General features: G+C 40.3%; 14 protein-coding genes. 8 read left to right on the top strand and 6 right to left on the bottom strand.

Annotated features, from left to right (window positions below):
* Positions 1–284 precede the first annotated feature (284 nt).
* Positions 285–590, bottom strand: coding sequence for a hypothetical protein (locus KJB35_RS21385; RefSeq protein WP_285469847.1), 306 nt, complete (start codon positions 588–590; stop codon positions 285–287).
* 223 nt (positions 591–813) lie between these two features.
* Here KJB35_RS21385 and KJB35_RS21380 point away from each other — a divergent pair, with 223 nt between their 5' ends.
* From KJB35_RS21380 to KJB35_RS21345, 8 genes are all read left to right on the top strand, one after another.
* Positions 814–1,659: a flagellin gene (locus tag KJB35_RS21380; RefSeq protein ID WP_285469846.1), complete on the top strand. Its 846-nt coding sequence runs from the start codon at positions 814–816 to the stop codon at positions 1,657–1,659.
* A gap of 266 nt (positions 1,660–1,925) precedes the next feature.
* Positions 1,926–3,518, top strand: a complete 1,593-nt coding sequence (locus KJB35_RS21375; protein ID WP_285469845.1) for a flagellar hook-associated protein FlgK — start codon at positions 1,926–1,928, stop codon at positions 3,516–3,518.
* 8 nt (positions 3,519–3,526) lie between these two features.
* The gene (locus tag KJB35_RS21370; protein WP_285469844.1) at positions 3,527–4,459 is read left to right on the top strand and encodes a hypothetical protein; all 933 of its coding nucleotides are present in this window, start codon (positions 3,527–3,529) and stop codon (positions 4,457–4,459) included.
* Positions 4,460–4,472: 13 nt separating this feature from the next.
* The gene (locus KJB35_RS21365) at positions 4,473–5,795 is read left to right on the top strand and encodes a FliI/YscN family ATPase (RefSeq protein ID WP_285469843.1); all 1,323 of its coding nucleotides are present in this window, start codon (positions 4,473–4,475) and stop codon (positions 5,793–5,795) included.
* A gap of 14 nt (positions 5,796–5,809) precedes the next feature.
* Positions 5,810–6,214 (top strand): flagellar protein FliS, encoded by a 405-nt coding sequence (locus tag KJB35_RS21360; protein ID WP_285469842.1) that lies wholly within the window; start codon positions 5,810–5,812, stop codon positions 6,212–6,214.
* Between the two features lie 5 nt (positions 6,215–6,219).
* The gene (gene fliD, locus KJB35_RS21355) at positions 6,220–8,256 is read left to right on the top strand and encodes a flagellar filament capping protein FliD (protein WP_285469841.1); all 2,037 of its coding nucleotides are present in this window, start codon (positions 6,220–6,222) and stop codon (positions 8,254–8,256) included.
* A 57-nt stretch (positions 8,257–8,313) separates the two neighbouring features.
* On the top strand, positions 8,314–9,426 hold the full coding sequence (flhB, locus tag KJB35_RS21350; RefSeq protein WP_285469840.1) for a flagellar biosynthesis protein FlhB: 1,113 nt from the start codon (positions 8,314–8,316) through the stop codon (positions 9,424–9,426).
* A gap of 6 nt (positions 9,427–9,432) precedes the next feature.
* Positions 9,433–9,807, top strand: coding sequence for a hypothetical protein (locus KJB35_RS21345; RefSeq protein WP_285469839.1), 375 nt, complete (start codon positions 9,433–9,435; stop codon positions 9,805–9,807).
* 50 nt (positions 9,808–9,857) lie between these two features.
* Here the strand turns inward: KJB35_RS21345 and KJB35_RS21340 are convergent, their stop codons facing one another.
* From KJB35_RS21340 to KJB35_RS21320, 5 genes are read right to left on the bottom strand one after another with little or no spacing between them, the layout of a single operon-like run.
* The gene (locus KJB35_RS21340; RefSeq protein ID WP_285469838.1) at positions 9,858–10,637 is read right to left on the bottom strand and encodes an OmpA family protein; all 780 of its coding nucleotides are present in this window, start codon (positions 10,635–10,637) and stop codon (positions 9,858–9,860) included.
* A 1-nt stretch (position 10,638) separates the two neighbouring features.
* Entirely contained in the window at positions 10,639–11,496 is an 858-nt protein-coding gene (locus tag KJB35_RS21335; protein WP_285469837.1) for a motility-associated protein, read from the bottom strand.
* Between the two features lie 12 nt (positions 11,497–11,508).
* The gene (locus tag KJB35_RS21330; protein WP_285469836.1) at positions 11,509–11,823 is read right to left on the bottom strand and encodes a flagellar hook-basal body complex protein FliE; all 315 of its coding nucleotides are present in this window, start codon (positions 11,821–11,823) and stop codon (positions 11,509–11,511) included.
* Between the two features lie 2 nt (positions 11,824–11,825).
* Positions 11,826–12,224, bottom strand: a complete 399-nt coding sequence (locus KJB35_RS21325; RefSeq protein WP_285469835.1) for a FliM/FliN family flagellar motor C-terminal domain-containing protein — start codon at positions 12,222–12,224, stop codon at positions 11,826–11,828.
* A gap of 2 nt (positions 12,225–12,226) precedes the next feature.
* Positions 12,227–13,057 (bottom strand): hypothetical protein, encoded by an 831-nt coding sequence (locus KJB35_RS21320; RefSeq protein ID WP_285469834.1) that lies wholly within the window; start codon positions 13,055–13,057, stop codon positions 12,227–12,229.
* Positions 13,058–13,059 lie beyond the last annotated feature (2 nt).

The following is a 13,059-nucleotide window of genomic DNA, read 5'->3' as shown; positions in this document are numbered from 1 at the left end:
GCTAATTTCTATTGGCACCCGTTTTTGAAAAGCTGCTCATAGAGCAAGATATTACGCTTTTGTGTTGACGATGCCAGTGGAAACCATTACGTACTAGGCTTTGCAAGTTAAAAGGCTCAGGCTTATTTTTGTCTGAGTCTTTTTGTTAAATAGATGATAGCCAAGGCAGAGTATTTGAAGCAACTACATACTCTTTACTCTTAGCTGTATACTCACCAACCAAACAACAATCAAAAAGTTACCCCCTTAATCTCTCGTACAATAACGCTACTGCAAGTAAATAATTACGTGCATTCTGCTTCCACAATATATACGGCTGAAAACATTAACAAAGTTGCTATAAATCCGATGAGTAAACCTGCTATTCCCGTAAACACCAAGGCAAGCCCGAACTCCCTACCGTGCTCCAGAGTATTATGAAATCCTAGTTCCAACCATATAAAGGAAAGAATCGGCGCGACAATGAATATAACCCCTCCAATTAGTTGAACTTTGGTTACTCTTAGCCAAGCATCGTGATTCTTTGCAAGGCGTTTAGGTGAGAGGTAACCGTAAATTGGGAACGGCTTGTTGTCGGTTTTAGTTGTCATACATCTTAATCTCATATAGAAAGTTGCCATTAAAAATTCTCATCTTCCTAGCTAATACTCTATGGATAAAAAGGGGATATTTTTAAACCCCAAATGCATCAACACGAAGAGTAATAGCTTGCTCATAGAGTCGCTTTTTTTTTATCAAAACCATTTAAGGTGGCATTATTTGTGTCGAAAGTACCACTAGTAATAGAAAATTAAAAACAAAAAAAGAATAAAAATGCTTTCGATTAATACTAACTTGAATGCTAGCAACGCATCTACTCAGATTGCTAACTCTCAAAAAGCTGTAAACACAGCATCAGAACGTCTAACTACTGGCCTAAGAATTAACAAAGCTGGTGATGACGTTGCAGGTATGGGTCTTGCGACTCGCCTAGAAAAGTCTTCAACTCAGACTGCTCAATACATGGAAAATGCTGCTAACGGCGTTAGCCTTATCCAAACTGCTGACGCTGCGATTAAGCAACAACAAGAGCTTGTTGCACGTATGCAAGAGTTAGCTTATCAAGCCGAAAACGGAACTAACTCAGCCAAAGACATCGAACTTATTAACAAAGAGTTCGAGCAACTTGGGAAAGAGTTACACCGTAACACTAAGTCTGTTGAGTACAACGGAACTAAACTGCTAGATGGTAGCTTAGATGCTAGCATCGCTGTAGGTGAAGGCACTGCTAACCAAGTTGGCGTGAAAGTTGGTGCATCAACTGAAAAAGTGAAGATTGTTGACGCTAACGGTGACATGGTTCTTAAGCTTACTGACGCACGCGCTGACGCTGATGCTTGGAAGACAGACGTTCACGATGTTCTACAAGGTTTCCAAGATGAACTGACTGGTCAACGCGCTGACCTAGGTGCGGCTCAAAACCGTCTTGAGTTCACAACTCAAAACCTACAAAGCTACAAACAAAACATCGATTCTTCTCTTTCTCTGACGAAAGATGCGGACTACGCAGCTGAAACGACTAACCTAGCTAAGGCGAAGGTTCTTAAGTCAGCGTCGCAATCAATGCTTTCTCAAGCTAACCAATCAATGGAAGAAGTAGTTCAAAAACTACTACGCTAATTTAGATTGAAAGTCTAATACCGGAAGGTAGCTCATGTAGCTACCTTTTTTTTTAAAAGGCATTTCAAGTTCAGCCCAAACAATTCCCATCACAAAAGTGGCATTATAGATAAGGATTATTTTTCAGATTCTATGCCCTCGCTTACTGTTTCAAACCTTTTGTTAAATTGTATTCGGATGCTGAAAATTACATCCTTTTATAAACGCTAAAACTTACTGCCATTGTTAACTTTTTAATGGTGGTAATGAATCCAAAGAGAACAAACATGAGAATAGATTTAAACACTGGAAGTGCTCAAGCTCTAGGGCAAATGAAGTATGCAACATCTGTTGCTAGTAATAACATTAATAATGCAGCTAACCCTTATTACGCTCGCCAGACGATTGTGTTCACAACTAATAGCGCAGGTGTACTAACCGCGAACCCAATCAGAATGAGTAACGCGTTTCTTAATCAGCAAATGCACACATCAAACGCTGAAATGGCTAGCACTGGTACAGTTTACTCAATGGCAAAGAGTGTTGATAAGGTGATTACTGGGATCTCAGCTGATGCTGATGGCGGTAGTTCTAACGCTTTACAGCAAGCGCTGTCAGCTATTAACGAGTCATTGGTTAGCTTGGCTGCCGAAGATTCAGGTGCGGCTAGAACAACCTTCTTGTCACGATTAGACTCTTTCTTTGCCACAAGCCAAACAATGCTAGGGCAATTAGATGATTACAAGTCAAAGCTGAATGATGATCTAAGTGCCCTTGTAGATAATGTGAATCAGTCAGCTCAAGAGTTGGCAAGGATAAATGACCAAATACGTAAGAATCCTAAAAACAATGAGGCGCTCTTAACCCAACGTGACCAACTTCTTGGGGAACTTAGTCAATACACCAAAATTCAAGTTGATGAACAAGAAAATGGGACGGTAGTCGTTAGAATCGCTGGCGGCCAAGAATTAGTGAATGGGAATGAATACACACCTTTAACTAAATCTGTAAATGATGATGGTTCTACATCTGTGTTTATTCACGGTGTCGACCTGACCAAAACACCTGAGCGCGTTGGTGGTGCTTTGGGTGGAACTGTACAAGCATACAACGACATCGTTTCTAAAACAGAATCTCAAATCAGCCACTTAATGGTAGGGTTTGCTGCTGCAATTAACGAAGCCAACATGCAAGGTTACAAACCTGATGGCACTGCGGGTGGAGCATTGATTGATATTCCAACTGTTTCAGCAAATGGTAAATCGGGTAACTCTGGTAATGGTCGATTGGATATTTCAATAGACTACAAAAACTTAGATAACTTGAGTACTGGTGGATTCACCATGGAAGTAACAAGTGCTGGTTACGAATTTTATGATGAGTCAACAGGCGACAGCATGGTTGTTACAAGCTTCCCTGCCGAAGTTTTTGGTATGACAATTGATGGAGCTGGCTCTTTTGATATGGGTGATAAATTCGAATTTAACCCAGTTCCTGAAATGGCAAAAGGGATGAGTGTTACATCTTCAGCTGATGACATAGCAGCTGCTGGAAACCTTCCAATTACTGCTGGTGATAACCAAAATCTACTGAACCTGTCTGATGTAATGAGTGATAAGGTTTTTGGTGATGCTACTGTTGTGGATCACTTGGGTAATGTTTTTGTAGATATTGGTAACGCTGCTAAATCCGCAGAAAATGCACATAAAACTGCAACTTCTATAAACACAACGGCTAAAGCTGAATGGTCAAACTTCTCCGCTGTTAGTACTCAGGAAGAAGAGCTAAATATCCTGAAATACCAACAGATTTACAATTCTGTGTCGAAAGTTATTCAAACAAGCAAACAAATGTTTGACACGCTGTTTAATAGTATTTAGGAGGATTTATGCGCGTAACAGTAAACAATATGTATGACTCGATCTCATATTCGAGTTCTAAGCAGTTTGCAGCTTTGTCTGCACAAATGGAACGCTCTCAGTACAGAGTGCTTTCGGCAGCTGATGATCCTGTTGCTCAAAAGTCGATTGTTAACCTTCAGTACAACATTAAAGAGCTTGATCTTTACGTAACGCAAGCTAAGAACATTGAGGCACAACTACAGGGCGTGGATGTTCAAATGCAGGCTTACTCTGATAAGCTAATTGAGTTCGATAAAATGCTTGCAGAAATTGGTGGTGGCACACACTCACCAGAAGATCTCAAAGTATTTAAGAATACCATTGCTGGCATTGAGCAAGACATGGCAAACATTCTTAACTACAAGAACTCTGACGGACAATACATTTTTGGTGGGTCGGAAGTAGATAAGCCACCTTTTGCTAAAGAAAAAGTAAAAGTTGATATTGACGGCACTGAAGTTGAATTGGAGATGTATGTCTACCAAGGAAACAATGAGGCGAAGTCTCAAAAAGCAGGAAAAACTTCATCTATTGAAACGACTATTGATGGTTCAAAATTGGTTTCAGATGACAAAGGTGTTTCGGTCTTTGAGCAAATAGCAAAAGCTAATTACTACCTAGAGCAAGGTAAAGAAGTTCCTGATGATTTACGTGTAGATATGATGGATAGCGTCGATCAAACGACAGACAACTTTATAGCTGCACGTACAGAACTTGGTGGCAATATCAATCAGGCTTCTTCTAACTACAGAATGTTTGAATCTATGAAGCTTGAGTACACTAAGATGCTGTCAAATGCTCAAGACTCAAACATTGTTGAAGTTACAACAAACATTCAAAAGCACAGCCAGATTTTAACGGTGATAAATAACACAACCAAAGTTTTGGTTGATATGCAAAAACAATCGTTTCTCGGTTAACTAAGGAGCCCTAATGGAGCGAATTAAATCTCTTTCACATAAGACGTTTAGCCTACCAACCCCTGCCTCTGTGGGTAGAGTGGTAAACACAACAGGTATGACTATTGATGTTAAAGGTTTTAAAGCTCCGTTGGGTGCTCGATGCAAAATCACATCTGAAGATGAAAATCCGGTTTATGCCGATGTAATTGGCTTTAAAGATGGTGTAACGAAACTGCTGGCAATCAATAATGTTGATGGTATTGAGCCTTCCTCAAAGGTTTCAATGGTAAGCAAACAGCCTCGAATGGAAGTGGGTGACCACCTTAAGGGGAAGGTTATTAATCCACTCGGTGAAGTTTTGTTAGGTGGCAAGATCTCAAATTCGGCATTTGTGGAAAGTGTTTCAATTACAGCACCGCCAATAGGAGTTTCAGAACGAGGTATTATTTCAGAGCAGTTAAGTACTGGAGTAAAAGCTATTGATTCGATGCTTCCTTTGGGTGTTGGTCAGCGAATTGGTTTATTTGCTGGTACAGGTGTTGGTAAATCAGTATTGATGTCAATGATCACCAAGAACACCAATGCTGATGTAGTTGTTATTGCTTTGGTTGGAGAGCGAGGTCGAGAAGTTTCTGAGTTTTATGAGGAAACGCTTTCTGAAGAAGCAAGGCAAAAGACGATTATAGTTGCTGCGCCTGCGGATAACTCGCCTATTTTAAGAATGCAATGTGCAGAGTCTGCGACAGCAATTGCAGAGCATTTTAGGGATAAAGGGCAAAGAGTATTGCTCCTTGTCGATTCTGTTACTAGATACGCTCAGGCTCAGCGTGAAGTTGCGTTATCAAGTGGTGAGCCACCAGCAACAAAAGGCTATCCGCCAAGCGTGTTTGCGAAGTTACCACGTTTGATTGAAAGAGCTGGCATTACAAAAGACAGAGGCGCTATTACTGCTATCTACACTGTTCTTACAGAAGGTGATGATATGAATGATCCTGTCGCTGATGCTGCTCGTGGAGTTCTTGATGGTCATATTGTTCTTTCAAGAAATATAGCTTCTAGGGGGATATACCCTGCTATAGAAGTAACCAGTTCTATCAGTCGTCTAGCCCACGTACTTCAGTCAAAAAACGTTTTAGATGTGGTTTCAAAAGTTAAGGCTTCTTTTCAAGCCATTGACGACAACCAAGAATTAATTGCTATGGGTGTTGTTGAATCGGGCAAAAACCCAGTCCTCGATAAAGCACTAGCTTGTGAAGATCTACTTTGGGGACAAGTGAGACAACGAATTGATGAAAACTACTCAATACAAGATGGTTTACAACAATTGAGCGCCTTGGCGCATAAATTACAGTAAGGACTTTCAATGCTATGAAAAAAGGTATTGGCGCATACGAAATGGCTAATAAAGCCTCAACGACTGGTTTAAGCAAACATGCTTTGACCATGAAGATATATAAAGAAATTGTAAAACAACTAGAGCTCTGTGAATTCCTGTTTAAGAACAGAAAGTTGTTAGAGTTCAACCAGTTTATTGACCGCAAGGGAACTACTCTTGCTAAAGTTCAAAAGTACGTAATGTATTTGATTGAGACTATGAACAGACAGACTGATCCTGAAGTCTGCGAAGTGTTCGATAAGATGTATTACTACATTCTTAATAATGCTCAACTAGCTAACAAATCAATGGATGTTGAGGCGTTACAAGAGGCTCTAAAGATGGCTCGTGAACTGGTTAATATTTGGGACTCAATCCCTGAAAATGAAAGGTATTAGAAAAAATGAGTGATATGTTTACTGTCAGCGGCTCCAACAAGGGAATGCTCGTTGGCCCAGAGTTTTACATGCAAGATAATTCGAAAGACAAGCGAGATATCGGCATGGGAATGATTAATAACATGACGCAAGATCTTGGTGTACAAATTGGCGATATGGTCAATATGATGGTTACGTCAAAGATGGGCGTTAGAATTGAAGAAAAGCAGTCTGAAATAACCAATAAAAATGTTCAGATGGGTGCACTTAATGCTTTTACGTCAACGATTAATACATTCAATAACAACACGGTGAAGTCTTTGAATAACGCTAACGCGTTGACATCATACGTAATAAACAACTCTGATTCGTCGTCAGTAAGCGCAAAAGTTGGTTCTGAAGGCTTGAGTAGTGATGTAGATTTTAACCTTAAAGTTGATCAGTTGGCGCAATCACATTCGGTGATGATTGGTGGTTATGCGAGCGCAAGTGAAAAGCTGCCAGCTGGCGATATCGTTATCAACTTTGGAGAATATACCGGAACTGGTTTTCAACCAAACGCTGACTCGGGTCAAGTTTCAATTTCTGTAACAGATGGAATGTCACTCGCTGAAGTCGCGGAAAAAATTAGCGACTCTTCACCTGACATCAAAGCTGAAGTCGTTGAAGATGGTAAAGGCGGTTATGGTATAGCTGTTGTTTCGTCAAAGACTGGTGAAGACCAAGCGATGCAGATTTCTGGTACTGGTGCTCTAAACGATTTTGCGTACGATGGTAAGGACACAGCAAAATCATCCGAACTACAAAAAGCTCAAGATGCTAAGTACACGATTAATGGTGTACCAATGTCTAATCCAACAAATAACATCAAGTATGATGGCGTGGATATGACGTTGTCTAAGGCAACTGGTGAAGTTATCAAAATTTCTTCAGAAGCTAACCCAGATGGCGTTGTCGAAAACGTCAAGGCGTTCGTTACTAACTACAACGCGTTAGTTGACATGTACAACATGTTCAATGAATCAACGCCTTACTATGACTTTGTGGGCTCACTACATGACACAGATATTAGTGATAAGATCCAAAAAGAGATCGATAAGATGTGGTCTATGGTCAAGTCATCAGGTATCAATATGTCCGAGTTGGGAATTTCAATGCAGCCAGATGGCACCATGAAGCTCGATGAACTATCCCTTCGTAAAAGTCTTGATAAAAACCCAAATATAGCTAAGGAGTTACTTGCTTCTACTTCTAAAACATCCTCTGAATGGATGTCAATTACTTCAAATGGATCTGCAATCGACGGTGAGCATGAGATTGTAATTGATGAAGCACCAACAAAAGCAAATCTGACTACTGCTCCTATTGCGAATCCAACAACTCTCACAGCTGATACAGACATCGAGCTTAATGTAAACGGACAGGATGTAACTGTAAACCTTCCAGCTGGGGATTACACTCCAAATCAAATAGCGAGCAAAATTAGCGCTAGTGTGGCAAGTTCTGGGGTTGATGGATACTCCGTGACTGCTAATGCAAAAGGTGAGCTCGTGTTCGAGTCTTCTGAATACGGTACATCACAGTTTGTAGAAATCAAAAATGATGTTCCTGAATTAGGTCTCACGGCAGAAAAAGCTTCTGGAGGAGATGTTAAGGGTTACATTAATGGTCAAAGAGTTATTGGTAAGGGTACTACCTTAGAAAGTAAATTTGACCCTTCTACTGAGGGACTAGTCGTTGTCGTTGACCCTGATACAATGGTTCTAGGTCAAAAAGTTGCAGTTACTACTCAAACTGGTGTTCTAGACAGAATGGCAACAACAATGGACGGACTTACCGACCCAATTAGTGGTGTTATTACTGAAGAAGTTAAAACCATTGAGGATATGCTGAAAGAAGGTAGCAAAGAAAGTTTGGTCGATGAATTGAGCGATTTGGAAAAAGAAAAAGAGAAGTGGTATACGTATTATACTACACTCTACTCTAACCTATCGGCTCAATTAGCTGATCTAGATAACACTGCACAATATCTGGATTCAATGTTTAACAGCGACAAAGACTAACGGATTTTGTCGCATCATAGCTAAGGAACGGAGAGGAGACTCTCCGTTTTTTGTTTTATGTCTGATGAAAAAACTGAAAAACCCACCCCCAAGAAACTGCGGGATGCAAAGAAGAAGGGTGAAGTCCCGCGAACCAAAGAGTTATCTGTTGTCTGTACGTTACTTTTTGCGTTTACTTACATAATGTTTCTAGGTGATGGTTTATTTGATGAGTTAAAGGCTACCTTTATCTCTAGCTTCACTTTTAACTTTAGAGACTTGGCCGATCCTTCTTTGTTGGCTTCTAAGGTTTATACGGCTGCCACGAGCATTGCTAAATCTTTAATAGGGTTCTTTATCGCTATTTTGGTCATCAATGTGGCATCTAATACCATGTTAGGTGGTTTCATTTTCGTCGGTGAAAAACTTATACCAGACTTCAAAAAACTGAACCCTATTAGTGGCATTAAGAATATCTTTTCTGTCAAACAGCTTGTTGAGCTCCTTAAGAGCATTGTAAAGGCTCTCCTTATCCTTGTGCCGCTGTATATGATAATAGACGATAAGTTCTTCGCTTATGCCTCTGCGAAGCTTCTGTACGCTCCTAAAGCGTTATTAGGGGTGCTTGCTAAAGACATTATATTGTGGGGCATGATTTTTTCGTCACTTTACGTATTTGTGGCCGCCCTAGATATACCGTTCCAGATATTCAACTTTACAAAGCAACAACGGATGTCTAAAGAAGACATAAAGCGAGAATACAAGGATTCTGAAGGTAACCCTGAGATAAAGTCCAAACGAAAGCAAAAGCAAATGGAGTTGAGTCGAAATGCTCAAATGAACAAGGTTGAGCAGGCGGACATTTTGATAGTTAACCCAACCCATTATGCGGTGGGTTTGAAATACGATAAGGAGACTACGCCAGCCCCAATTGTAGTAGCCCTAGGTGAAGACCACATGGCTTTGAGGCTTCGCGCAAAAGCGGCGGAATTAGAGATTCCTGTTTTAGAAATCCCTCCACTTGCTCGTGTCTTGTATAGACTGTCTGAGGTTGGTCAGGTTATACCTGAAGATCTGTACGACCCTGTAGCAGTTGTGATAGCCTACATTTATGGATTAGATGATAGGTTAGCATTTGATATCAATGAAAGATTTGTTCAATCTTTGAATATCGACGAAGACGCTTACTAGGTTAAAATGACAATTTCAAAAATTAGTTATAAAGATCATGATGGTTTGTGTCGAAGAGATACATATAAACCACTAAATGAACTCGTTATGGATGTATCTTCTATCGGCGGAGTGAGTAGTGTCAAGAAAGCCGAGATGACAGAGGTGACTAAATCAAATGGTGACCGAGGTTATGCGAAGGCTAGTTCTTCTAGAAGAGACGTCGTAGATCTTCGAGAAGACGGTGTGGAGCAATACACTAAAAATGCTCTTGGTCGACAAAAGCCAAACCATTCACTTTTAGCGTCAAAAGATGAAAGTCTTATTGATGAACAACTAGAAAATGGTACTTACGAAGTCGACGTTGACCTTCTTGCACAACGCATCGCAGCCCTATTCTAACTAATAAAAAAAACCGGATTTTCCGGTTTTTTTTATTGCCTTTAAATTGACTAACTCATTGAGTTGGCTTCACTATTTGACTTAATCTCATCTACCAGTTTTTCGGCTTCACCTTCTTCATACTTGGTGTACGTAGCATGGCTGTTGTATACCTTGCTTGGTATGGATGTCTCTGTCATGTAGATTTCAACTCGTCTGTTATTTTGTCTATTTTCAGCTGAACTGTTGTCATTTAGCGGGTTGAGAATACCTTCACCATGAATGGTAATGTGGCTACTTTTAACACCGTTATCCATAATGACGTAAGCGGCAGATGCTGCTCGTTTAAGAGATAGATCTAAGTTGTTCTTAAACTTCTTAGAGCTTGAACGTACAGGAATGTCATCAGTGTATCCGTAAACATGCCAATAGAACCTTGTTCCTTGGACTACTCCCATAAATCTTTCAATGGTTTCTTCAGCCTCTGGTTTTAAATCGGCAGAGCCTGATTGGAAAAGCATCTCTGAATCAAACTTTAGGGTAATGCTACGATTATTCTTGTCGAACGATACTACGACGCCCTGTTCTTCTAATATTTCTTTAACTTCTTCATAAGTGGCTTCTAGTAATAGCAAGCTGCTGTCTGGAGAAATTTCATTTCCTCGAAAATAATCTGCGATTACTTGTCGATTCTCTTCGGGTTGGTTACCAACTGCCCATAGAGCGAAGAAAACTATCATTAAAGCACACATAAAGTCCGCAAGAGCAATCTTCCATGCTGAAGCTGCTCCTGCGTCACCGTCATCGGCGTACTTTTTAACTTTCTTTACGATTAGCTCATTGCTGGACATCCTACACTTTTTCAGACATTAGATTTTTCTTCAAAGAGTGGTCAGGAATTCTGTACCTAGGTGGGACGTTCTTGTTTGCAATCGCCGCCGCCAGAAGTGGCTCGTAACCTTTCATTAGAGAAACCAAAAAAGTTTTAGGAAGAGTCATTACAAGAACAGACTCTTCAACAATTTTTGCAAATTTCAGAGATATAGGCTTAAACACGCCGTAAGCTAAGAAGATCCCAAAGAAAGTACCGAAAAGAGCGGCACCAATGTGATGTCCCAACTCCATAGCGTCAGCATCAAGATACCCCATGCTTAGTATAATACCGAGCACAGCAGCACAAATACCCAATGCAGGGTACGTCTCAACCATTGCAGACATCGCTTTGTACGGAGTTTGTGCTTCTTGACCGTACTTTTCGATCTCATTCTCTAAGTATTCCTCAAAAGAGAAAGGAGTTAGATCTCGCTGATTGTCTGAGAATAACAAGAAGTTATCGCAGATAAAGTTTCTTAAAGAATCATCTTCCAAAACCTCTGGGTACTTTTGAAAGATGTTACTCGCATCCGGCTTCTCAACGTGTTCAGTTGCTTCTAGCGAGTTGTTGTTATAAGACTTGGCTAATAAAAACATCACGCTGATAACAGCAGAGAATTTTTGCTCGTTGTATGGCGACTTAAAAACATACTTGAAGTATGTTCCAACTTTCTTAATGGTTCCCATTGAGTTGCCAGCTACGAAGAAACTAAGTCCCGCGCCACCCAGCATTAGTAATTCAAATGGTTGCCAAAGAGAACCAGCCGCACCACCAGCTAGAAGGAAGCCAGATAAGAAACTGACTATGGTGAACAGTAATCCTAGTAGTAGTTGCATTTGCTTTATTTTTTAGAATGTTATATTTAAAATCTCGTTATAGCTAGAGATCATCTTGTTTTTAATCTGGTTGGTCATTTCAAGAGCGATACCAGATTGTTGGCTGGCTGCAACAACTTGTGCCATTGTGACATTAGGGTCGCCAGCAACGTACCTTTCAGTTAGCGAAGAAGAAGTCACCTGTAATTCATTTGATTTACGAATAGCGTTAACCATCGAACTTTCAAATGTAGGGGCTTCAGGCTTCTTCTGGTTTGCTGCTTGCATCTTCATCCTTTCCATGGATTGAAGCATTGCAGCTTGGTTGTTGTTTACAGAATTAATCATTTTTAACCCTGAGAAAGTACTCGCGTTACAACAAGTTGAAGCTCGCCTTCCATGTCAACAACTTCGGCTTCTGCAAAAGGTTTGCCTTGGCACGAAATTGTTATAGGGTCGTCGACCTTTGTGCCTAGAGGGATAATGCTACCTTTTGTCATTTGCTCTAGTTCTGCTAGAGATTTTTTAATGCGCCCTAGTTCCACAGTTACAGGAACTTTTACTTCTTTTAGTTGTTCAACATGAACAGTTTCTGAAATCGCATTTTTGTTGTCAGATACCGAACTTGAGCTTGCACCCATCGCAAGTTCATCAAAGTTAATGACATCTGCTGCTGGCTCTGACTGTTCAGTCATTTGCAAGTCTGCTTCAGTCATCCCAAGTTCTTTGAGGATATCGTCTTGTTCCATTTTTACTCTCCAATTTTTATTAGTTTAGTATTGCCTTCGCCTTGTAAGATAGAGCCTTCGCAGAAATGGTTTTCCTGCTCACTAATACGTAGTTTCGCAGATCCTTTGTAGTCTATCTTAAAACGGTCACCCGCCTTCATGTTTAAGAATGTGTTGGCAGGTATTTCAAGTTCACACATTTCAACGATGACATCGTGCTTTATCTCGTTTCTTACAAATGAAGTGAGCTCTTCTGCTGATTGTTGAACCAAGTTATTCTGCATGTTCGCAATAACGTTGGTTGTACCCATCAAAACCATTCTCGCTTGATCACGGTCTATGTTGTAACTGATGTGATTAAGCAGTATTTCAGAGTCTTTCTTTAAAGCGATAGCCTTATCGACTATGAAGTTTACACTTGCCTGCGTTAACCCGAACTCTTGCAAAGTCTCATCAACCTTGCTTTTGATTTTTGCATAGAACTGATCGAGGAACGTCTCTTCTATTAAGGTTAGCTTGCCAACTTTGTTTTCATGTTCGGACTTACCAGTTCCACCGACCCAGAAATACGAGCACGTTTTTAAAAAAGCGTTATCGAATGCGACCGTTATGAAATCGGCCTCGCCAATTAAGATTCCAAGTTTATAGTTGTACTTGTCACTAAACTCATTTAGATATGTGTTTGTGCCTATCTTGTTTATGCTTTGTTCATTGCTCTCTGTCACATTGTGATCGATGATGTCACGTAAAACGCCACCTACACGAGCAGCGATTGTGTTGGACAGAGATTGAAATTGTGATGAGTTCTTTTTCAAAAAGAATTCATCTTTGGATATTTCTTTGAATATTCCCATTA

It is taken from the genome of Vibrio sp. D431a, assembly GCF_030248655.1.
GTDB lineage: Bacteria > Pseudomonadota > Gammaproteobacteria > Enterobacterales > Vibrionaceae > Vibrio > Vibrio alginolyticus.
This window is presented reverse-complemented; position numbering and strand designations above follow the sequence as displayed.